At 44.9% G+C, this 22,822-nt stretch carries 20 protein-coding genes, 1 rRNA gene and 1 other annotated feature; of the genes, 11 read left to right on the top strand and 10 right to left on the bottom strand.

Translation table 11 applies throughout. The features are described from left to right. The first annotated feature begins 158 nt into the window (after window positions 1-158). Complete coding sequence (locus NB463_RS07460) at window positions 159-500, top strand: DUF2799 domain-containing protein (RefSeq protein ID WP_047103915.1); 342 nt, start codon at window positions 159-161, stop codon at window positions 498-500. A gap of 114 nt (window positions 501-614) precedes the next feature. Continuing rightward, a complete protein-coding gene (locus NB463_RS07465) occupies window positions 615-887 on the top strand; it encodes a hypothetical protein (protein ID WP_005381911.1) in 273 nt (90 codons plus the stop codon). 51 nt (window positions 888-938) lie between these two features. Here NB463_RS07465 and murQ read toward each other — a convergent pair whose 3' ends face one another. Both murQ and NB463_RS07475 read right to left on the bottom strand, forming a co-directional pair. Further along, window positions 939-1,868 (bottom strand): N-acetylmuramic acid 6-phosphate etherase, encoded by a 930-nt coding sequence (gene murQ / locus NB463_RS07470; RefSeq protein ID WP_258432356.1) that lies wholly within the window; start codon window positions 1,866-1,868, stop codon window positions 939-941. Window positions 1,869-1,888: 20 nt separating this feature from the next. Then, entirely contained in the window at window positions 1,889-3,001 is a 1,113-nt protein-coding gene (locus NB463_RS07475; RefSeq protein WP_225461798.1) for an anhydro-N-acetylmuramic acid kinase, read from the bottom strand. A gap of 99 nt (window positions 3,002-3,100) precedes the next feature. Here NB463_RS07475 and nagZ point away from each other — a divergent pair, with 99 nt between their 5' ends. The 3 genes from nagZ (at window position 3,101) to tyrA (ending at window position 6,517) form a co-directional block, all read left to right on the top strand. After that, a complete protein-coding gene (gene nagZ, locus NB463_RS07480; protein WP_046873941.1) occupies window positions 3,101-4,084 on the top strand; it encodes a beta-N-acetylhexosaminidase in 984 nt (327 codons plus the stop codon). Window positions 4,085-4,291: 207 nt separating this feature from the next. After that, a complete protein-coding gene (locus NB463_RS07485; protein ID WP_005397501.1) occupies window positions 4,292-5,368 on the top strand; it encodes a 3-deoxy-7-phosphoheptulonate synthase in 1,077 nt (358 codons plus the stop codon). Window positions 5,369-5,389: 21 nt separating this feature from the next. Further along, window positions 5,390-6,517 (top strand): bifunctional chorismate mutase/prephenate dehydrogenase, encoded by a 1,128-nt coding sequence (gene tyrA / locus NB463_RS07490; RefSeq protein WP_206959259.1) that lies wholly within the window; start codon window positions 5,390-5,392, stop codon window positions 6,515-6,517. Window positions 6,518-6,594: 77 nt separating this feature from the next. Here the strand turns inward: tyrA and NB463_RS07495 are convergent, their stop codons facing one another. The 3 genes from NB463_RS07495 to ettA form a co-directional block, all read right to left on the bottom strand. Then, the gene (locus NB463_RS07495) at window positions 6,595-7,596 is read right to left on the bottom strand and encodes a M23 family metallopeptidase (RefSeq protein ID WP_005397491.1); all 1,002 of its coding nucleotides are present in this window, start codon (window positions 7,594-7,596) and stop codon (window positions 6,595-6,597) included. Window positions 7,597-7,624: 28 nt separating this feature from the next. Then, window positions 7,625-7,993 carry a PilZ domain-containing protein gene (locus NB463_RS07500; protein ID WP_258432357.1) on the bottom strand — a complete coding sequence of 123 codons (369 nt, stop codon included), beginning with the start codon at window positions 7,991-7,993 and terminating at the stop codon, window positions 7,625-7,627. A gap of 231 nt (window positions 7,994-8,224) precedes the next feature. Next, on the bottom strand, window positions 8,225-9,892 hold the full coding sequence (ettA, locus tag NB463_RS07505) for an energy-dependent translational throttle protein EttA (protein WP_005381894.1): 1,668 nt from the start codon (window positions 9,890-9,892) through the stop codon (window positions 8,225-8,227). Window positions 9,893-10,256: 364 nt separating this feature from the next. On the opposite strand from ettA, the gene sltY reads away from it, so the two are divergent. Together sltY and trpR are read left to right on the top strand one after the other, a co-directional pair. Further along, on the top strand, window positions 10,257-12,203 hold the full coding sequence (sltY, locus tag NB463_RS07510; RefSeq protein WP_405054838.1) for a murein transglycosylase: 1,947 nt from the start codon (window positions 10,257-10,259) through the stop codon (window positions 12,201-12,203). 13 nt (window positions 12,204-12,216) lie between these two features. After that, entirely contained in the window at window positions 12,217-12,525 is a 309-nt protein-coding gene (trpR, locus tag NB463_RS07515; RefSeq protein ID WP_012842123.1) for a trp operon repressor, read from the top strand. Window positions 12,526-12,635: 110 nt separating this feature from the next. Here the strand turns inward: trpR and yjjX are convergent, their stop codons facing one another. The 5 genes from yjjX to NB463_RS07540 form a co-directional block, all read right to left on the bottom strand. Continuing rightward, a complete protein-coding gene (yjjX, locus tag NB463_RS07520) occupies window positions 12,636-13,169 on the bottom strand; it encodes an inosine/xanthosine triphosphatase (protein WP_258432381.1) in 534 nt (177 codons plus the stop codon). Between the two features lie 24 nt (window positions 13,170-13,193). After that, window positions 13,194-14,372, bottom strand: coding sequence for a prephenate dehydratase (gene pheA, locus NB463_RS07525; protein ID WP_258432366.1), 1,179 nt, complete (start codon window positions 14,370-14,372; stop codon window positions 13,194-13,196). A gap of 12 nt (window positions 14,373-14,384) precedes the next feature. Next, window positions 14,385-14,506 (bottom strand) — a sequence feature (Phe leader region). Window positions 14,507-14,614: 108 nt separating this feature from the next. Next, the gene (hpf, locus tag NB463_RS07530) at window positions 14,615-14,941 is read right to left on the bottom strand and encodes a ribosome hibernation-promoting factor, HPF/YfiA family (RefSeq protein WP_005397484.1); all 327 of its coding nucleotides are present in this window, start codon (window positions 14,939-14,941) and stop codon (window positions 14,615-14,617) included. Window positions 14,942-15,266: 325 nt separating this feature from the next. Next, a complete protein-coding gene (locus tag NB463_RS07535) occupies window positions 15,267-16,721 on the bottom strand; it encodes a lytic transglycosylase F (protein WP_031780632.1) in 1,455 nt (484 codons plus the stop codon). 164 nt (window positions 16,722-16,885) lie between these two features. Next, window positions 16,886-17,614 carry an outer membrane protein assembly factor BamD gene (locus tag NB463_RS07540; RefSeq protein ID WP_006743118.1) on the bottom strand — a complete coding sequence of 243 codons (729 nt, stop codon included), beginning with the start codon at window positions 17,612-17,614 and terminating at the stop codon, window positions 16,886-16,888. A 136-nt stretch (window positions 17,615-17,750) separates the two neighbouring features. Here NB463_RS07540 and rluD point away from each other — a divergent pair, with 136 nt between their 5' ends. From rluD to NB463_RS07560, 4 genes are all read left to right on the top strand, one after another. Continuing rightward, a complete protein-coding gene (rluD, locus tag NB463_RS07545; protein ID WP_065645207.1) occupies window positions 17,751-18,728 on the top strand; it encodes a 23S rRNA pseudouridine(1911/1915/1917) synthase RluD in 978 nt (325 codons plus the stop codon). Window position 18,729: 1 nt separating this feature from the next. After that, window positions 18,730-19,458, top strand: a complete 729-nt coding sequence (pgeF, locus tag NB463_RS07550) for a peptidoglycan editing factor PgeF (protein WP_226421593.1) — start codon at window positions 18,730-18,732, stop codon at window positions 19,456-19,458. Between the two features lie 144 nt (window positions 19,459-19,602). Beyond that, window positions 19,603-22,176, top strand: coding sequence for an ATP-dependent chaperone ClpB (clpB, locus tag NB463_RS07555; protein ID WP_005397478.1), 2,574 nt, complete (start codon window positions 19,603-19,605; stop codon window positions 22,174-22,176). A gap of 552 nt (window positions 22,177-22,728) precedes the next feature. Continuing rightward, window positions 22,729-22,822: ribosomal RNA gene (locus NB463_RS07560) — 16S ribosomal RNA — on the top strand; the annotation flags it as partial.

Raw genomic sequence — 22,822 nt, forward strand, 5'->3', positions numbered from 1 at the left:
CGATATGCTGCTTGAGCGGTTTTTAAAAATGGCGAAAGGTTGATGACAGTCTTGAGCGGCTGATTTGAGTCATCAGTGGTTAAATCTGCAAGCTCAGCGGCAAGCGCCAATAATTAGTGGTAAGCTTATTTTTGAAAACAATTACTTAAGGAAGAACCATGAAAAAGGTAACGGTAGGTCTGGCACTGGCTTTACTTGTAGGATGCACAGCAACGACAGCAGATCTTGCCAAGTCGGGAGATTGGCATCAGATCGGATATCAAGATGGCATAACCGGACACACATCGCGCACGATGAGCGAGCTTCGTGAGTTGGGTAGTGTTAAGCAAAGTGACTACGACCAAGGTTATTTAGAAGGTTTACGTGAGTACTGTAATCCTGCTTTTGCGTATCAAATGGGGTTATCTGGTCAGTATTACGAAGGGGTTTGTGAAGGTACTGAGCAAGCGCAAAAATTCCGCATGGAATGGCAACGTGGTTGGAATGAATACTCAAATTAATAGTCAATAAAGCCGTTGTTACACTGTCTGCATCACATAAATGTGGCAAAATTTTCCTTATTAAACTATGTTCATATTGCTTGATAGTGAGCACAGAAAAAAAGGAATCACATTATGTCAACGCAAATGGCTGGTGGCTGGAGTCCATTTCATGAACTCACAGCAGAGAATAAAGAAGTATTTGCTAAAGGTATCGAGGGGTTTGTCGGTGTCAAATACTCCCCTTTGGTTGTGGCTACTCAAGTCGTAGCCGGACAAAACTATGCGTTTTTCTGTAATGCAGAAGTTGTCTACCCTGGAGCACAACCATACCCAGCAATGGTTCATATGTTCAGTGACCTTGAAGGTAAAGTCGGTATTACTCACATTGAACGATTGAACTACTAAATTAAGCCATAAAAGGCGCCTGACTTTTAAATAAGTGAGGCGCTTTATTGATTAAGATTGATTAGTTTGCGCGATCACGACTTTTCTTAAATATCCTTGCTTGGCGTTCAGTTGCTCAGTCGCGCTTTCTTTATCCAGCCCGGTTAAAATCATCAAAATCGCTAACTTGGCGTCGTAGTCCGTTTCTTTGAGCGCCGTTTTAGCCTCTTGGTTAGTACAATCTGTTGCTTGCATAACAATACGAGTCGCTCTTGCAACTAGCTTTGCATTCGTCGCTTTCACATCTACCATTAAGTTCTGATAACTTTTGCCCAGGCGAATCATGCTTGCGGTAGTGAGCATGTTTAGTACGAGTTTTTGTGCCGTCCCTGATTTTAAGCGAGTGGATCCCGTTAACGCTTCAGGTCCAACAACGGGGCTAATCGCAATATCAGCAATATCTGCAATCGGAGAGTCAGGGTTACAAGATAGTGCTACAGTGGTGGCACCAAGCTCGTTCGCATACTCTAAGCCACCAATCACGTAAGGTGTTCGTCCACTTGCCGCAATACCAACGACGACATCGCGTTGTGTTAGCGTATTCTCTTTAAGATCTTGCTCACCCAATGCTGGATCGTCCTCCGCCCCTTCTTTTGCACGGAACATTGCCTCTTTTCCACCCGCAATAATACCAACGACCATCTCAGGATCCGTGCCAAAAGTCGGCGGGCATTCTGAAGCGTCCAAGACGCCGAGCCGACCACTGGTGCCTGCACCGATGTAAAACAGCCGACCTCCGACCTTAAATGCTTCCGTGATCTTATCAACGGCTTGAGCGATCTCTGGTAGCACTTTCTCGACCGCAATTGGGACGAGTTTATCTTGTTGGTTTAAACGCTGCACAATATCGAATGAAGGAAGAAGATCGATATCCATTGTTTCAGGATTTCGACCTTCAGAGACGAGGTGAGAAAGAGCCGCAATAAGCGCGTCATTTGTCATAGTAATTTAAGCCTTCGTGATTAATTTTTTGAGTAGAGTACGCCAAGTGAAGCGAGACGACTTGCCCCTGTGACTTCCGGTAAATTGCTAGGGAGGCTATGAATATAGCGCTGCGCAAGCCAAGCAAATGCCATGGCTTCCATGTAGTCACCATCAACGCCTTTTTCTGCCGTTGTCGCAACGTGCCATTGTGGCAATAACTTAGTCAATCGCTGCATTAAAAGTGGGTTTCTTGCTCCACCGCCACAGACCAATAGTTGAGGCGTGCTGCCATGAGAAAACTTGTCGACTTCGTTGGCAATGGTAATCGCAGAATATTCGCAGAGTGTACGCTGTACGTCTTCGGTTGGTAAATTGTAATGAGCCAGTTGCTGATGCAGCCAGTCAATATTGAACAGTTCTCGCCCGGTACTTTTAGGGGCTGGCATGGCGAGGTAAGCTTCTTTAAGTAATTGAGTCAACAAAGTAGCGTTTACCGTTCCTTTCAGTGCAAATTGTGCATCTTTGTCGAAGCTTTGCCCAGTGTGCAGAGCACACCACGCGTCCATCAACATGTTGCCCGGACCTGTGTCATAGCCAATGACTGGTTGCTCGGGATGCAGTACAGAGATGTTGGCAATGCCACCGATGTTCAGCACGACGGTGGTGGAATCTTGCATGGCAAAGATACTTTTATGAAAAGCGGGAACCAGCGGTGCACCTTGTCCACCTAGCGCCATGTCTTTACGACGAAAATCCGCTACCGTATCAATGCCTGTCTTGACCGCGATAATGTTGGCATCGCCCAATTGAGTGGTAAACGGCAAGTTTCCGGTAGGCTGATGGAACACTGTTTGACCGTGATTACCAATCGCACGAATTTGTTCCGCGACGTAGCCAGACTTATTGAGCAGTTGTAAAACGGCGTCAGCGAAGAGGTGGCCAAGTTGGTGATCCAATTCACCTATGGCTTTTAAATTTGTGGCTTGACCGGTACAAACAGATAACAGCATTTCTTTCAGTGCAGTGGGCATTGGGTAATCGTCGTGCGCAACCAGACGAACGTGCTCATCACTTATTTCAACCAGAGCGGTATCAACGCCGTCCATACTCGTTCCTGACATCACACCAATGTACAGTTCGTTAAATTTCATAGCCGATCTCGTCAATTCTTCATTCACTTATTGTAAAGCAAATCTGAAGCGAATAACCTCATCGAATACGAGATATTCAGCCGATTTTGAGGAGAAAACATGGGACCGTTATGGGTTGACGTCGCGGGTTATGAACTGACCGCTGAAGACAAAGAAATTCTGGAACATCCTACGGTTGGTGGCTTAATTCTATTTGCTCGCAACTATCATGATAGTGAACAGCTTCAAGCACTTACTCAATCAATCCGCAAGGCAGCCAAGCGCCCGATTTTGATCGGTGTGGATCAAGAAGGCGGTCGAGTGCAGCGCTTTCGTGAAGGTTTCTCATTAATTCCTGCAGCCGAAGAATACGCCAAACATCAAAATGGTGAAGAGTTAGCACGTATGGGTGGTTGGCTAATGGCAGCGGAGTTGATAGCACACGACATTGATTTAAGCTTTGCACCCGTGCTCGATAAAGGTCATCAATGTAAAGCGATCGGTAACCGAGCATTTGGCGAAGATGCCGATACCATTCTTCGATTTAGCACCGCTTACATGCAGGGTATGAAGAGCGTTGGAATGGCAACAACAGGCAAACACTTCCCGGGTCACGGTGGTGTGATTGCAGACTCACATCTAGAAACACCATACGACGAGCGCAGTGATATTTTTGAACAAGATATGGCGATCTTCAAAGCGCAAATTGATGCCGGTATTTTAGATGCCATGATGCCTGCTCACGTGATTTTTCCGAACTACGACTCTCAGCCAGCGAGTGGTTCAGAATACTGGTTGAAACAAGTTTTGCGACAGCAACTCGGTTTTAAAGGCTTGGTTTTCTCCGATGATCTGACGATGGAAGGCGCTGCAATCATGGGTAGCCCTGCCGAGCGTGGGGCTCAAGCCTTGAAAGCCGGTTGCGATATGCTATTGATGTGTAATAAGCGTGAAGCACACATTGAGGTGTTGGATAACTTGCCAGTATCAACAGTGCCACTGGCGGATGCGTTACTGAAAAAACAGTCGTTTTCTCTAAGCGATCTCAAGTTATCTCAAGAGTGGAAAGCGGCGAGTGAAGCGATGAAACGCTTGACCAGCTAAACCTCTTGTAAACGATTCAAAACACCGATTAGAAGCCAAAGTTAATTATACTTTGGCTTTTTATTTGTCTGTAAACAATAATTTACACTAAATGTTTTTTATTGTGTACGCTTGTTTTTCTTTTTTAGCCTGCTATCTTGTCGTTAAATCTTAGTTGTCTCACCAAGGATTTGGTTGGGTGTAAAAATAAATGTACAGGTTAGAGTTATGCAGAAAAGTGAGTTGAGCAATATTAATATTAGCGAAGAGCAGGTTCTTATTACCCCAGAGGAGCTAAAAACCAAGCTTCCTTTGAGTGAAAAAGCGCGCCGCTTTATTCAAGAGTCTCGCCAAACTATCGCTAATATTATTCATAAAAAGGATCATCGCCTGCTGGTTGTATGTGGTCCATGTTCTATCCACGACGTGGAAGCGGCGAAGGATTACGCAAAACGTCTTAAAGCGCTCTCTGAACAACTAAGTGACCAACTGTATATTGTTATGCGTGTTTACTTTGAAAAACCACGCACCACGGTCGGCTGGAAAGGGCTGATTAACGATCCGCACCTCGATGGCAGCTTCGATATTGAACATGGTCTGCATGTTGGACGCGAACTGCTAGTGGAATTGGCCGAGATGGAAATCCCGCTCGCGACTGAAGCTCTGGACCCAATTAGCCCACAATACTTGGCGGATACTTTTAGTTGGGCTGCGATCGGCGCACGTACTACGGAGTCACAAACTCACCGTGAAATGGCAAGTGGCCTGTCTATGCCAATTGGTTTTAAAAATGGCACGGATGGTAGTTTGGCAACCGCAATCAATGCGATGCAAGCTGCGTCTTCTAGCCACCGTTTTATGGGGATCAACCGTGAGGGACAAGTAGCGCTATTGACCACTCAGGGTAATGCTAATGGACACGTGATCTTACGTGGTGGCAAGCAAACTAACTACGACTCAGTGTCAGTTACTGAGTGTGAGCAAGAAATGGCGAAGTCTGGTCTTGATGCATCACTAATGGTGGATTGTAGTCACGCCAACTCACGTAAAGATTACCGTCGCCAGCCATTGGTCGCAGAGGATGTAATTCATCAAATCCGTGAAGGTAATAAGTCCATTATCGGCCTTATGATTGAAAGCCATATCAATGAAGGAAATCAATCTTCTGACTTAGCTCTTGAAGAGATGAAATACGGTGTATCTATCACTGACGCATGTATCAATTGGGATTCAACTGAGGCACTATTACGTCATGCACATGAAGAGCTAGTGCCTTTCTTAGAAAATCGTCTAAAGGCTAATTAATACAGGATTTAAGGAACATCAATGGCAGTTGAACTTAACGCATTACGCGATCAGATTGATGCAGTCGACAAGCAAATGTTGGAGCTATTAGCTCAGCGTTTGGCGCTCGTAGAGAAAGTTGGGGAAGTAAAAAGCGAACATGGTTTGCCTATTTATGCCCCTGATCGTGAAGCGGCGATGTTAGCTTCTCGTCGCGCTGAAGCTGAAAAAATGGGAATTCCTCCACAGCTTATTGAAGATATTCTGCGTCGAACAATGCGTGAGTCTTATGCCAGCGAGAAAGATTCCGGTTTTAAGTGTTTGAACCCTGATTTACGCTCAGTTGTTATTATTGGTGGTAATGGTCAATTGGGTGGCCTGTTTGGGCGTATGTTCAAATTGTCGGGCTACCAGGTCAAAGTTCTCGGCAGTAAAGACTGGGATCGTGCGGATGAGATTCTAGACAACGCGGGTTTAGTCGTGGTCACGGTGCCGATCCATCTAACGGAAGGGGTGATCGAAAAACTGGGGAACTTGCCGCAAGACTGTATTCTGTGTGACCTGACTTCTATCAAATCGAAGCCTCTGCAAGCAATGTTGAATGTGCATCAAGGTCCTGTGGTTGGTTTGCACCCAATGTTTGGCCCAGATGTTCCGAGCCTTGCCAAGCAGGTTATTGTGTACTGTGATGGCCGTGGTCACGAGCATTACCAATGGCTATTGCAACAGTTTGGGATTTGGGGCGCAAGCTTGTGCCAAATCGATGCACAAGAGCACGATCATGGCATGACGTTGATTCAGGCGCTGCGCCACTTCACTTCGTTTGCTTACGGTATGCACCTTAGCAAAGAGAATCCGAACATCGATCAGTTGTTGAAGTTAAGCTCGCCAATCTACCGCCTTGAATTGGCGATGGTGGGACGACTGTTTGGTCAGGATCCGAACTTGTACGGTGATATCATTTTCTCTTCTCAAGAGAATATCGATATGATCAAGCGATTCCATCAGCGTTTAGGTGATGCGGTAGCGATTCTGGATAGCAGAGACAAAGCGCGATTCATCGAAAGCTTTAAGCAGGTGAGTGATTGGTTTGGTACTTATTCTCAACAATTTATGAATGAGAGCCAAAACTTACTCAAACAGGCGAATGATAATATTCATCGCGGCTAATCGCGAGTTATCTATCCGTGCGGAGCCCGAAACGAAAAGAGCAGCTGACGCTGCTCTTTTTTGTGTCGAGAGATAAATCAGTTAGTCGCGGTATTGCTGGTATCTTCACTTGATACTGTATTGATACTGGTGTCGCGATAGGGGGAGTTGGTTAAATTGACTTGCAGACGCACGACATTATCAATCAATTGAACTAAAGGGCCCCATTTCACTTTTTTCTCTTTTTCAAATACATAATTGAAGTTTTCAGGTGTCCACTCCATCAAGTATTGAGGGTTGAGTGCTCGCCCGAGAAAGCGCACCTCATAATGCAGGTGCGGGCCAGTGGAATTACCTGAACTACCACATTGAGCAATCACATCGCCTTTACTGACAAATTGGCCGCTTTTCACTTTAAAACGTTGTAAGTGAGCAAAGGAGCTCATAAAGCCAAATGAGTGACGAATAGTGACATAGTTGCCATAGCCACGATTACTCGGGCGAACGGTTTCCACCACTCCGTCTGCAGGTGCGAGGATTTCTTCTCCTCGTTTACAGGTAAGATCGATACCAGTATGAACGTGTCGTTTACCTGAAATCGGATTAATGCGACTGCCGTAGGAAGAAGAAATACGTTGGTATGTCACTGGGCTATCATTTGGAATCAAACGAAACATGGTTGCTCGAACCGCGGAATCGATAGCTGCTGCATCAATTCGCTCTTCTAACGCCATGTTGTTTTCATCGATCATCAGCTCTTCGTCAGCGAGACCTAGAACCGATTCGACGTCGAATACCCGTTTTCCTAATAGCTGAATTTGATTGTTTTTATCGGTCAATGACTGAGAAAGCGAGTGGTTGGTATCAAGCTGCTCTTCATAAAGCGCGGTGATTTCGGCCTTTTCACTTTCTAGTTTGGCGATGGTTTGTGTTAGTTCGTCTTTATTGTGTATCTGCTGTTGATTGAGATACCACGCGCCACCAACGACGGCGGGTAATGCCAATACCGAAGCAAATACTGCTAGGACCGAACTGCGGCCCAAATAGAACTGCTGATCGCCGTCTTTCGTCGGGATCTGCATGATGATTTTTTTAGACATAGTTATTGTTACTTAAATAGGCGTTCATTTATTTTTCTCCTAAATCAGAGAGATGTTCTAACTCTCGGTTCAGAAGGTCGTTATTGCCTACATTCAATTCTATAAATCGTTTTAGTTGGCTAATGCTCTCGATGTCTATCTTGATGATCTTTAACCTAATCTCACACTTAGAAACATTCACAATTTGCGCTTTTAACGTAATCACTTGTTCGGATTGATCAAATGAAAAAGTAACATGGGCTGGAAGGGCTGGATCCAAAGCCTCAGTCTCTTCCACTTTCATGAGTAAACCATGTAAGGAAAGATCTTGAATCCTAGCTTCAATTGCCAAGTCACGTTGTTCTACCTTCGCTGGCGCTTGATGGAGAATGCGTGAAAAGCGTCGTCTCTCTGGCATGTGCATTTTCTCGTCATGTCTTCAAACAGAATTGAATAGTATATCAATGCGAACAAAAAATGTTCGATTGTTGTTTGAAAAGTGTCGAGGTCGCTACAGAGTGACGTAAGTGCAATGTCATGTTCTTAACGAACGAGACGGGCTAATGAGCTCTTTTTTATAACAAAGAAAACAAAGGCCGCTATGATAGCGGCCTTTGTACAAATTACAATCAAACTTTGCGGGTTGCGATTACTTCGCAATACGCTTGTATTTGATGCGGTGTGGTTCTGCGGCTTCAGGGCCCAACGTTTTCTTCAACCAGTCCATGTACTCGGTGTAGTTACCTTCGTAGAAGTTAACTTGGCCTTCGTCACGGTAGTCAATGATGTGGGTCGCGATACGGTCAAGGAACCAACGGTCGTGCGAGATAACCATTGCACAACCAGGGAACTCTAGTAGTGCTTCTTCTAGAGCACGCAGTGTTTCCACGTCAAGGTCGTTGGTCGGTTCGTCGAGTAGTAATACGTTACCGCCCGCTTTAAGCAGTTTCGCAAGGTGGACACGGTTACGCTCACCACCTGATAGCTCACCAATGATTTTTTGTTGGTCGCTGCCTTTAAAGTTAAAGCGTGAACAGTACGCGCGAGCAGGGATTTCGAAGTTGTTGATCTTAATGATATCTGCGCCTTCAGAAATCTCTTGGAATACGGTTTTAGAATCGTCCATGCTGTCACGGAACTGATCGACCGATGCAAGTTTCACAGTGTCGCCCATTTCAATTGTGCCTGAATCTGGTTGTTCAGTACCACTTAACATCTTGAATAGGGTCGATTTACCTGCGCCGTTCGCACCGATGATACCAACAATCGCACCTTTAGGGATGCTGAATGATAGGTCATCAATTAGAACACGGCCGTCAAATGACTTCGTTAGGTTCTTCACTTCAATAACTTTATCACCTAGGCGCTCACCTGGCGGGATAAACAGTTCATTGGTTTCGTTACGTTTTTGGTGATCAGAGCTTTGCAGTTCTTCAAAGCGTGCCATACGTGCTTTTGATTTCGCTTGACGACCTTTAGGGTTTTTACGTACCCACTCAAGTTCTTTCTCGATGGTTTTTTGACGAGCACTTTCTTGAGATGCTTCTTGTTGTAGACGAGCGTCTTTTTGCTCCAACCATGAGGTGTAGTTACCTTCCCATGGGATACCTTCACCACGGTCAAGCTCTAAGATCCAACCCGCGGCGTTATCTAGGAAGTAACGGTCGTGGGTGATAGCGACTACAGTACCTGTGTAATCCACTAAGAAGCGCTCTAGCCAAGCAACAGATTCTGCATCTAGGTGGTTGGTAGGCTCATCAAGCAGCAGCATGTCTGGCTTAGAAAGTAGCAGGCGACAAATAGCGACACGGCGGCGTTCACCACCTGATAGGTGCGCAATTTTTTGGTCCCATTCAGGTAAACGAAGTGCGTTTGCTGCTCGCTCAAGTGCGTTTTCTAGGTTGTGACCATCCTTCGCTTGGATTAGAGCTTCAAGTTCGCCTTGCTCTTTTGCAAGTGCGTCGAAGTCTGCATCTGGTTCTGCGTAAGCCGCATAGACCGCATCCAAACGTTTCAGTGCGTCAGCAACGTCAGCAACCGCTTCTTCAACAACTTCACGAACGGTTTTTGATTCGTCTAATACAGGCTCCTGGGGTAGGTAGCCTACGTTTAGACCAGGTTGTGGACGCGCTTCACCGTCGATATCCGTGTCGATACCTGCCATGATACGTAGCAGTGTGGATTTACCTGCACCGTTCAGACCTAAAACACCGATTTTCGCACCAGGGAAGAAGCTCAGAGAGATGTCTTTAAGAATTTGACGCTTAGGTGGCACAATCTTGCTCACCCGCGACATGGTATATACGTATTCAGCCATTGCCGATCGTTCCTAAATTAACTGTCATTCAAACCCATCATTTTATACCAAGTGCTTTGTTTTTGTTACCGCATTGCAAGAATTTCCCTTTCGAATGGATTTCTTATTTTGAGCTGACCGGAAACTTACACGGTTAGGGTATACACTTTTGTTATTCGTTATAAATGACGAAGTGCTTTCTGCACAAGTTAGGAACTCCTTGTCTCCATCGTCTTAAAAGTTTCACGAGTACAATTTTTAATACACTAAGTTGCTTTACATGGACATCTGCATTCTGTGTAAATAGATGCATGTGTGAAAATTGCCTTAACATCACATGAACGCTAACAAAACGAGGCTTTGGGGCAGTATATGTCTGGGGAAAATGACACAAATGAGATTCAACGTATCTGAATTGGCTAAAAACGTATGCTGTGCAGCCGCGCTGTGTGCGATGAGTTTGAGTGCTAATGCCGCGCTAAGCTTGGAAAAGCAGCGTGAAGTTTATGAGCAAGCTCAAGATTTATTAGATAAAAATGACATCGACGGATACCTTTCGATCCGTCCTAAAATTTCTGACTATCCACTGACGCCTTATGTGGACTACCGAACATTTATTAGACAGTTACCGGAAAAATCGCCACAGCAGGTGAACGAATTTATTTCGGAGCACGAGTCGTTTCCTTTTTCTCGTCGTGTTCGCGCTCCATACCTCAACCATCTTTATAAGCAAAAAGATTGGAAAACCATTACTGAGTTTCAAAAAGTCATTCCAAGTGGCGAGCGTTACCAATGTATTTTCTACGTGGCTCAGTTAGAGCAAGGTAAGAAAGTCGCCGCGTTTAAAGGGGCTGAACATATGTGGTTGCGTGGCAGAAGTATTGCCGATGAGTGCGATCCATTATTCGCAGCATGGGACAAGGCAGGTGAACGTACTGATGAATTAATTCTCCAGCGTATGCTACTGGCGTTTGATGCTCGTAATGGCAGTTTGATGAGTTACTTACTTAAACTGCCTAAATCCTCGCAGGCAAGGCAACAAGCGAAAGAAATGAAGGCGTTGTTTGATAACCCTGCAAGCGTTGCGGAGTTCGCGAAGAAAAAACCGGCTAATGATTTTAATCGAGCGCAAAGCGAATATGCGCTGGAAAAGCTAGCTCGCATGAATACCAGTCAAGCGCAGAGTGCGTATGATGCCGTCATTAAAGGGCAGAAGTTTTCTCCAGAAAAGGCGCAATCCCTGGCTGACTATATCGCATTTCGATTGACCCGTACTGAGTCTGAGTCACTAGCTAAGTGGCGCGATGATAAAACGAAAACCAGCCAGTACTTACCGCTCATTGAAACTCGCATTCGCTTAGCGATTCAGAACGCGGATTGGAAGGGCGTACAAGAGTGGATTGCCGTTCTCAATAAAGAAGAGCAAGCGTCGCTTCGCTGGCAATACTGGCTTGGACGAAGTGAAATTGCGTTAGGTGATGACATCGCAGGGAAACAGCGTTTAGCGACTTTGGTCGGGCAGCGAAACTTTTATAGTGTGGCAGCCGCTAATGCGATTGGACAATCAATCAAATACCCTACGCATACGGTTAAGTTTGATAAGCGAGTGGTTCAACCCTATCAAGACTCGTTAGTTCGTATTGAAGAGTTGATCGCGACGGATAAAATTGCAGCAGCGAAAAGTGAATGGGCACATTTATTGCGCCGCGTAGGGAAAGATGAAAAGGCGATGCTGGCGGCTTATGCGTCTTCTAAGCGTTGGCATAACCTAACGGTGACCGCGAGTATTCAAGCGCAGATGTGGGATAATATCGAACTGAGGTTCCCGATTGCGCATCGCTGGTGGTTTAACTTTTATGCAAAAAAACACAACATAGATCCCGTGACGATGATGTCCCTAGCTCGACAGGAAAGTGCGTTGGATGTCGAAGCCCGTTCTCCAGTTGGTGCTCGTGGTCTTATGCAGATCATGCCCGCAACAGCAAAGTACACAGCACGTAAATATAAGTTGAGTTATCAAGGTACGCAGGATCTCTACAATGTGGGCAAAAATATCGAAATTGGTAGCCATTATTTGCAAGGCTTATTAGAGGATTACGATAATAATCGTATTTTTGCTCTTGCTGCTTATAATGCAGGTCCTAACAGAGTAAAAACGTGGCGAGAGCGTACCCAAGGAAAAGTGGATGCTTATGCCTTTATTGAGGCAATTCCATTTAGAGAGACACGCGGTTATGTACAAAACATCCTGATGTTTGAAACATATTACCGTGATCTTTTGGGTATCGATGGCGCGTTCTTGAATCAACATGAGATCAATACCAAGTATTGAGTGAGGTAACTTGATGTCGCACGAACCCGAGTACAAAGACTGGCAACAGATTATTGAGCTAATTCGAACTAGCATGGACAGTGAGCAAGATGACATGCTGTTAACCATGCTGATGTCACGTGATGAGAGAGAATCATTAATATCACGCGTTAATATTATTAACGAGCTTCTTAAAGGAGAATTATCTCAACGCCAGATCAGCCAGATGCTTGGCGTAGGTATTGCCACTATTACTCGTGGCTCTAACGAGTTAAAGTCTAAATCTGATGAAGAGAAAGACAAACTCAAGGTTTTGTTAGAGCAAGTTGCGGTATCTAAGTAGCCAGTGATTCCAATTCGCCTTTAGGTATTGGTATCACAAGTGGTTAAGATAACGTGTTAAAAAGGGCGGAAATATCCGCCCTTTTTCGTACCTAGCGAATGGGGTGAGCGTTATAAATTTGAAGGGAAGTGCTCAGGGTTTGTGAATGGAATTAGAGCCAGAATCAAGGCTTGATGGTAAACCGAACTTCGAGTCAGCTGGTTTTGGGTGAGCAGGCTGATGGCACCACCTTTCTGTTTGATGTTCTCGGTACCAAACACCTCATCCATGACATCTCCCAGCTCATTCGCATGCTTGAGTTTGTCCAATACTTTAGGCGGCAGCATTAAGCTCGCAGAGCGAGATTCACCACGGCGAGTATTCGACTCAATCACCATCCACGCAAACGTCACGTTTGTTTCAATTCCCGCTTCAAGTCCGACATAGTAATCCGCGTTTGGCATCTCTACTTTTGCGTTTTTAACGCGGTTTAGTGCACCGCGATGAGTTTCTTTATCAGTCATAGGTTGATCTGCGACCTCACTCGGTACACTGACGCCAACGAAGTTGAACTCTTGGTGCGGAAATGCACTGTTAAATGCACTTTGAACGGCATTAATTTTAGCTGGGTTTAGCGATGCGATTACGACTTTTTGGGTTGCCATGATCTTTTTACTCACTTGTGTCTATTAACTCAATTTTACTTGGGTAGGCTTTACGTTCTCACTAGGGTAACAGCCTAATACTTTCAAGTGTTTAGTTATTTTTGTTAGCTCTTCTAGTGCCTGTTGCATTTCTGTCGAAGCAAGATGAGATTCCAAGTCTACGTAGAACATTTCTTCCCATGGGTTCCCCATAATTGGACGTGATTCTAGCTTGGTCATATTGATGCCGTAACGTTGCAGCACTAATAGTGTTTCAACCAATGAGCCAGCCTCTTGGGAGGTCGACATAATCAAGGTGGTTTTTGCTGGAATCTGAGTTGAAACCTCAACTGGTTTGCGAGCAACCACGATAAAACGAGTATGGTTCTCAGTTTGGTTTGCGATGTTGCCTTGAATTGCTTGCAAGCCGTATAGCTTACCGCTTGATGCATTACCAATTGCAGCAACATCATCACGATCCATCTCTTGGACTTTTTGCATTGCATCTGCTGTGCTGGCGCAAGACTCCAGTTTTACACCTTTCATACGGCTTAAAAACTCACTGCACTGTTGGTGTGGCTGAGGATGTGAATACAGCGTTTTAATGTTTTCCAGACGAATGTCTTTTTTCGCAACTAAGCAGTGCTCGATTGGTTGAGTTAGCTCTCCAACGATGTACAGAGTCGTGTGTTGTAGTAGGTCGTACACTTCATTAATAGAGCCTGAACTGGTGTTTTCGATTGGCAGAACACCATAATCAGCATGGCCCGATTCTACTGTTTGAGTCACTTCTTTGAAGTGTTCGCAGTTGAGCTCGATAAGTTCTGTATTTTTACGGCTGAAGTATTCGCGGCTTGCCAAGTGTGAGTAAGAGCCTTTGGCTCCTAAGAAAGCGACGCGAGCAAGTGGCTTACGACTTTGTTGCGGGTTAACGAGGTTTTGCAGGTAACTTTGCTGAAGAAGCACAGAGTCTTCAATGATGGTATGGAAAAGTTTAGTGATGTACTGCGCGTCGAGCTCGTATTTATCTCGGCCATTAGAAATCAGCTTAACTAATAGTTGTTGTTCTCGAACGGCATCACGAACGGGTTTTGAGGTTTGTACTTTGCTTTTGGCTACTTCAATGCTGAGTTTACGGCGCTCAGACAATAAGCTGAGAAGTTGGTCATCCAGCTCATTCAAGCGCAAACGAATTTTTTCGAGGGAAATAGGTTGGTCAGTCATCAATTCTTTCCTTATAAAAAAGCCTCCCGATTTGGGAGGCTTTCTGTTTGTTTTTGACTTTTCTTTCACAAACGAGTTCGCCCCTCCGACTATGGGAGGAAAAAGAAGTCAAAAATAAACAGTGAGGTTAAATGCATAAATAGTGCTTAATTTATGAGTGTTTAAACACAATAAGCAAGGCAGGGGAGAGCGTCAAGCAAAAAAATAGCGCCTTTCGGCGCTATTTCCTCAATCTGGTCAGTTTACTCTTCTTCTTCCACTAGCTCAGGCTTATTTGCACGTCGAGCTTCAGGTTTGTGGGTCAGCTTGTTCAATTGTCGTTCTAGTTTTTGCTCCACTTCGTTGATAGCTGCGTAAAGATCTTCGTGAGTTGCTGAGGCAATGAGCTGGCCTTTAGGAACTTTAATAACCGCTTCGAATTTCTTCTGTTTGTTTGGTTCCTCACTGAAAGTTGCTTGGCAACCAATTAGGTCTACTTGCCATTTCTCCAGTTTTTTAAACTTGCTCTCAATATGAGCTCGGATTGCAGAGGTGATTTCGATGTTTTTGCCAGTGATATTCATTGTCATAAGTGTTTTTCCTCTGTTGCATCCCTCATGGGTTGAGTTCAGATTACCGCTTTAAGTATAAAAAAATGTGACTCAGATCATTATTTTGTTCGGGTTTTTTATGATGAAAAATGAATGTGATCTCACTCAAGATCTGCTGAGATTTATCGTGAAATTGCTTGTTATCGGTTAGTAAATCCGTAGATTGGATAGAGTACTCAGCTGAAAACGTCTTCGTTTTTAGGGAAGTTTTACGGCCTAATATTAGAGGTGGTTAAAATTTAACTATACGTAAAGTGTGATGACAGTCACTGAGTCTCTCAGACGAGTTTATTTACAAAGCCGCTTATTGTACAAGCGGCTTTTTTGTGTCTGGCGTTTGACTGACTTTTCGTAGCGGTATCATGAAGACGGGATCCTTTGGAGCCAGTGATACCCGCTCTAGACTTTTGACTTGGTCCAAACTTTCTAGCTGTTTGTATATAACGTAATAGCGATTAATACTGGTAACGTACCCAACCGTTGAGCTTAAACTTTTCCGCATAACGACTTCCACGTTATTGAACCAAACATTAGGATCGTAGCCTTGCTGGGCTGCACGTTTACGAATTCGCTCTACATTCCCGGGGCCAGCATTGTAAGCCGCTAAGGTAAAGTAGAGTTTATTTTCCGCCGTAATAGCAGGATCACTGAAGTACTGCTTACGCAAAAATGCTAAATACTTCACGCCAGCATGAATATTGTTTTCTAGCTGCCGAACGTTTTTGATATTGATATTAGGGTCTCGAGCCGTGCTGGGTAGAACTTGCATTATGCCGACTGCACCTCGACTTCCAACGAGGTCGTTATTAAAGCCGGACTCTTTATAAGCGACGGCTGCGATCAGTAGATAGTCGATATCGTACTTCTCACCATAGCGTGAAAACAACGTAGCAAGCTTTTCTAGTTGAGCAATTTTGTTGGGGTTAAGGGCTTTGTTTAGCCAACCTGTGTTATCGATGTATTTTCCGTAAATGACATTACCGAGCAGTGTCCCAGAACGAGATTTCTGAATAAACTTGTTCACGACGGCTTTCAAACTTGGGCTGTTTTCCCGCATTGCCCAAGCGATTTTACCATTTTCACGAATAGGAATTTCTGGGTGAGCTCGAATATCATCCATCACTTTCAGCCAAAGTTTGGCTTTATGGCTATCGAGAACAATGGCTTTGACGTAGCCGTTATTGAGCATCCCAACCAGTTCGTAGTCTTGCAGTGTTTCTTCAATAAAATGTACGACAACGGGTGGCAAGCCTTTTTTATTTAGCTTCTTATTTAGTGCTTGAATACTCTCAAAGTAGCTAGAACTGGCACGTACCCAAACCTCTTTGCCGCTCAGTTGCTCAATGTTAGTCATGGCTGGTGTGCTTTTGTTCGTGACTATCCACTCGTCAATACCAGTAAGAATGGGTGAACTAAAATCGACTTTCTGTTTACGTGTGCTGGTAATGGTCAGATTGGCGACGACTAGATCACCGGAGCCATTTTCTAAGGCTGGCAGAAGTTGGTCACGGGCTAGAGGAATAATTTGTACGTTAAGTTTCGGTTTGAGCTTACGAAGGTCTTTTTCGAAATGCGCCAGCAGTTCTGCACCTATTCCTTTTGGTGTACCGCCCTCAATGTAATAGAAGCCTAGATCAGCAGAAACGAGGACACGTAAAACATTCTTCTCTTTAATAACGTCGAGGTCCCCAGTGTAAGGAGGTTGCTTGAGTGGTGATATTTGCAGTGCGCAAACGGAAGCAGACAATAAGAGCAGCATAACTGCGCATAGCTTAGGTATCGTCACGTTCACATCCTTTTATAAAGGGGAGGGGAACTTTAAGCATATGTAGAGCCCCGTAGATCATCAAGCAAGGGCAGAAGACGCTATTGCGGGTAATAAAAAACCGCCACGGTATGGCGGTTTAGTTTGAAGCTGCTCAGTTACTTCACAGGGTTGAGCTCGATAAGCTTTTCAGTTCTTGCTACGGCGTCTTCCAAACCAAGTTGCTTGTAGGCCTCTAGCTGGATAGTCAGTGACTTACGTGCCGCTTCTGTGTCTGGGAATGCTTTTTGTAGCTCTTGACTGCGATTAATTGCAGCTACCCAGGCTTCACGGCGGAGGTAGAAGTCAGCCGTCGCTAAGTCATAGTTCGCTAGGCGGTTTTTCAGCGCAACCATGCGTTTTTGTGAATCTTCTGCGTATGGGCTGTTCGGGTAGCGTTGAAGCAGTTTTTTGAAGTCATCAAACGCTTTTTTTACTGGCTCAGGATCGCGATCGCTTCGATCTACGCTGAACAGATCATGCATAAAGTTACGATCTTGCGCCATATGGCTTAGGCCGCGCATATACAGTACCCAGTCCATTTTTTCATGGGTTGGGTTTAAACGCATAAATCGAGAAATGGTTGCCAAGCCCAAAGCAAGGTCGTCGTTTTTGTAGTACGCATAGATTAGGTCAAGCTGCACCTGTTCTGAGTAGGCACCGAATGGGTAACGTGAGTCTAATGCTTCCAGTTTCTCAATTGCAGAAAGCCAATTACCACTTTGAAGAGAAATCTGTGCGTCTGCATACAGTTCCGAAGGCGGCACATCAGGAACGATTTCTTCTTTGCTTGCACATCCAAACAGAAGGGATACCGCTAAAAGGCCTGTTAAAGTCTGACGTTTCATATCAGGAGTCTGTTCCTTGAATCTAAATATTTCTTAAGCTGCCGTTACTTTCTTTCCAGTAACAGATACAATGACGTAATAGTCTATTTTTTCACAGTCGTGAGCATTAGTCTCACAGTTTTTAAAAAAGTTCGATATGGCTCAGCAGATTGTATTAACAAATACCGTAAAAGATAGCCAGTTAGGTCAACGTTTAGACCAAGCTATCGCCGAATTATTCGCGGACTTCTCTCGCTCGCGCCTGAAAGAGTGGCTGCTTGATGGGAAAGTTCAAGTTAATGGTGAAGTTGTCACCAAACCTCGCACCAAAGTAATGGGTGGCGAGGAAATTACATTGCAAGCCGAGTTAGAAGATGAAGAACGCTGGGAAGCGCAAGATATCCCGCTAGATATCGTCTATGAAGATGACGATATTATCGTTATCAACAAACCTCGTGACTTTGTGGTTCACCCAGGTGCCGGTACGCCAGATGGTACAGTGCTTAATGCGTTGTTGCATCATTACCCTGATATCGCAGAAGTGCCTCGTGCGGGCATTGTGCACCGTCTGGATAAAGATACAACGGGGCTGATGGTGGTGGCGAAAACTGTACCAGCACAAACTCGCCTGGTTCGCGCACTGCAAAAACGTAATATTACTCGTGAGTACGAAGCAATCGCTATTGGTCGTATGACAGCGGGTGGTAAAGTGGACCAACCTATTGGTCGTCATTCTACCAAGCGCACGCTTATGGCGGTAGCACCAATGGGTAAACCAGCGGTAACGCACTACCGTGTCGCTGAGCGTTTCCGCGAACACACACGTATCCGTCTGCGTCTTGAAACGGGTCGTACGCACCAGATCCGTGTGCACATGTCTTACCTTCAGCATCCGCTGCTCGGTGATATTGCATATGGTGGACGTGCTCGCATCCCGACAGGTGCTTCTGAAGAGCTAACGGCAATGATCCGTGGCTTCGATCGCCAAGCATTGCACGCCGTAATGCTACGCTTTGAACATCCAATTACGGGAGAAGTCCTTGAGTTCCATGCCCCTGTGCCTGATGACATGGTGGCGATGACTGAAGCGCTTCGTCAAGATACGGAAGAGCACGGTTTACCGGAAGAGTTCTAAGATGAAGACAATCATTCCGAATTGGCGTGCGCCTAAAAATGTCAAAGCTTTTGCCTCAACACGCATAGGCGGTTTTTCGACAGGCCCTTATCAAGGGCTAAATTTAGGTACTCACGTTGGGGATGATTTGTCTTTAGTAGAGAAGAACCGAGCTTGGTTGGCGCAGCAGGCGAACATGCCCCATGCGCCAATCTGGTTAAACCAAACGCATTCAACCGTTGTGGCTCAAGCAAATGAACCAACAACACAAGTGCTTGATGCGGACGGTGTATTTACTTCTTCAAGCCATGTTGTTTGTTCAGCGATGACCGCCGATTGTCTACCTGTATTATTGACTAATACACAAGGCACTCAGGTAGCCGCCGTTCATGCAGGTTGGCGCGGCTTAGCAAATGGTATTGTCGAAAATGCATTAGCGTTATTTTCAGGTGAAGTGATAGCGTGGCTTGGCCCTGCCATTGGATCTCAAGCCTTTGAAGTGGGTGAAGATGTTTTGCAAGCTTTTGTTGACTTTGACTCACAGGCGCATCAAGCATTTACTCCACGCGATATCGACGGCAAATGGTTTGCTGACATGTCGGTGCTGGCAACGCAACGTCTCAATCGAGCTGGAGTGACACAAGTGTTTGACTCTGGACTTTGTACTTACCAAGATAAAGCCTCTTTTTATTCGTATCGCCGTGATGGTAAAACTGGTCGACAAGCCACCTTTATTTGGATTGAAGATTAGTTATAAGCACTAAAGTGCCAAGATGCATAGTGCTATTTTTGCAAAGCAATCTTTATTCATTCACTCCCTTGAAATTCCTCCTCTGAGTATCCATCTTTCTAACTGTCAAAAGAATTTCCTTTAGTTGAGGTTAGGAAGGTAGATATGCGTCTTGATCGATTCACAAGTAAGTTTCAAATCGCTATCTCTGATGCTCAATCACTAGCGTTAGGGCGCGATCATCAATATATCGAGCCAGTTCACCTCATGGTGGCTTTGCTTGACCAAAATGGCAGTCCAATCCGTCCATTGCTTACTATGCTGGATGTGGACGTAACGCATTTACGCTCTAAATTGAGTGAAATGCTAGATAGATTACCAAAAGTCAGTGGCATCGGTGGAGATGTACAGCTCTCTAGTTCGATGGGCACGTTGTTTAACCTGTGTGACAAAGTGGCGCAAAAGCGTCAAGACTCTTATATCTCGTCTGAAATCTTCCTGCTTGCTGCTTTAGAAGATCGCGGACCATTGGGGCAATTACTCAAAGAGATCGGTTTAACAGAGCAAAAAGTTAGCCAAGCAATCGAAAAGATCAGAGGTGGTCAAAAGGTTAATGACCCGAATGCAGAAGAACTTCGCCAAGCATTGGAAAAGTTCACCATTGACCTTACCGAGCGAGCCGAACAGGGCAAACTGGATCCGGTTATCGGCCGTGATGATGAAATTCGCCGTACCATCCAAGTATTGCAGCGCCGTACTAAAAACAATCCTGTGATCATCGGTGAACCTGGCGTAGGTAAGACCGCAATTGTTGAAGGCTTAGCGCAGCGCATAGTTAACAATGAAGTACCAGAAGGCCTGCGTGGTCGCCGCGTGCTGTCATTAGATATGGGCGCACTGGTTGCTGGTGCTAAGTACCGTGGTGAATTTGAAGAGCGCTTGAAGTCGGTATTGAATGAACTCGCTAAAGAAGAAGGTAATGTCATTCTGTTTATCGACGAGCTCCATACTATGGTTGGTGCGGGTAAAGGTGAAGGTTCAATGGATGCGGGGAACATGCTCAAACCTGCATTAGCCCGTGGTGAACTGCACTGTGTTGGCGCAACTACACTGGATGAATATCGTCAGTACATCGAAAAAGATGCGGCGTTAGAACGTCGTTTCCAAAAAGTGCTGGTGGATGAGCCGACCGTTGAGGATACCGTGGCGATTTTACGTGGCTTGAAGGAGCGTTATGAGCTTCATCATCACGTTGAAATTACTGACCCAGCGATTGTTGCAGCGGCGAGTTTGTCACATCGTTATGTTTCTGACCGTCAACTGCCAGATAAAGCGATCGACTTAATCGACGAAGCGGCTTCAAGCATTCGTTTACAAATTGACTCTAAGCCAGAGTCATTAGATAAGCTTGAACGTAAAATCATCCAACTTAAGATTGAGCAACAGGCGCTTAGTAACGAGCACGACGAAGCGAGTGAAAAGCGTTTGAAAGCGCTTAATGAAGAACTCAATGAAAAAGAACGTGAGTACGCTGAACTAGAAGAGGTTTGGAATACAGAAAAAGCCGCACTTTCTGGCACTCAACATATTAAGTCTGAGCTTGAACAAGCTCGTATGGATATGGAGTTTGCTCGCCGAGCTGGTGATCTAAACCGCATGTCGGAACTTCAATATGGTCGTATTCCTGAACTTGAGAAGCAGTTAGATCTTGCAACCCAAGCGGAAATGCAGGAAATGACACTATTGCGTAATAAAGTAACCGACAACGAGATTGCAGAAGTACTTTCTAAGCAAACTGGCATCCCAGTATCCAAGATGCTAGAAGCGGAAAAAGAGAAACTACTTCGTATGGAAGACGTACTGCATAATCGTGTGGTAGGGCAAAGCGAAGCGGTCTCTGTTGTATCGAATGCCATTCGTCGTAGTCGAGCTGGGCTTTCTGATCCAAACCGACCAATTGGCTCCTTCTTATTCTTAGGTCCAACTGGTGTAGGTAAAACAGAGCTTTGTAAGACACTTGCGAGCTTTATGTTCGACAGCGAAGATGCGATGGTCCGTATCGACATGTCTGAGTTCATGGAGAAACACTCAGTGGCAAGATTGGTTGGTGCGCCTCCAGGCTATGTCGGATATGAAGAGGGTGGTTACTTAACGGAAGCGGTTCGTCGCAAGCCGTATTCGGTAATTTTGTTAGATGAAGTAGAGAAAGCGCATCCGGATGTATTTAACATTCTGCTGCAAGTTCTCGATGATGGGCGTTTAACGGATGGTCAAGGTCGTACTGTTGACTTCCGTAATACGGTGGTGATCATGACATCGAACTTGGGTTCATCTCGTATCCAAGAGAATTTCGCAACGTTAGACTATCAAGGTATTAAGAGTGAGGTAATGGATGTGGTTAGCAAACACTTCCGTCCTGAGTTCTTGAACCGTGTTGACGAAATCGTGGTGTTCCATCCACTTGGTCAAGAACACATCAAGTCCATCGCTTCTATTCAATTAGAACGTTTGGCGAAACGACTAGAAGAAAAAGGATATCAACTAGAGGTTTCTGACAAAGCACTCGATTTGATCGCTCAAGTTGGTTTCGACCCTGTATATGGTGCGCGTCCTTTAAAACGCGCAATTCAACAGAATGTCGAGAACCCATTAGCCAAATCGATTCTTTCTGGTGAAATTGTTCCAGACAAGAAAGTGCAGCTAATCGTTACTAATGACCAAATTCGTGCCCATCAGTAATTGCACGGATACAATAAGAAATGAGATGAAAATCACATTCAAGGGGCCATTTGGCCCCTTTTCTATAATGTTTTAGAACCTTTTGCCTGTTTTCTATACGAATGAACTAAAAAGGTGAGTTTTTTTTAAAAATGCACTTGTGTTCCTTAATGAACGCCCTATAATGCGCCTCCGTTGTCAAGGGAAAGCAAGTTAAGCGAAGCCTAGACAACAAGGTCAGTGAGTTAAGAATTAACTCGCAGATAAATAACTTAAAAAAGTGTTTGACACGATAAGTTATCTAGCTAAAATGGCCGTCCACTTTGAAGAGAGCTTCAAAGTGCGCTCTTTAAAAATATAGACCTATCAATCTGTGTGGGCACTCGTTGATGATAATCCAATTAGAAGCTTCGGCTTCAAATTAGATTTCAATGAAACGAAGTGACCATTCGAATTGGGAAGCAGCCTTGAGCTGTTTTATTTCACTTTTTAAAAGTGAAAACCAATAAGAGCACAGTCAATTCAAACATTACTTATGTAATGTTCAGTATTCATTGAGTCGAACAAAATCTTAAATTGAAGAGTTTGATCATGGCTCAGATTGAACGCTGGCGGCAGGCCTAACACATGCAAGTCGAGCGGAAACGAGTTATCTGAACCTTCGGGG

Origin of the sequence: Vibrio sp. RM-41-2B, assembly GCF_024744415.1 — a bacterium.
GTDB classification, from domain to species: Bacteria; Pseudomonadota; Gammaproteobacteria; order Enterobacterales; family Vibrionaceae; genus Vibrio; species Vibrio diabolicus.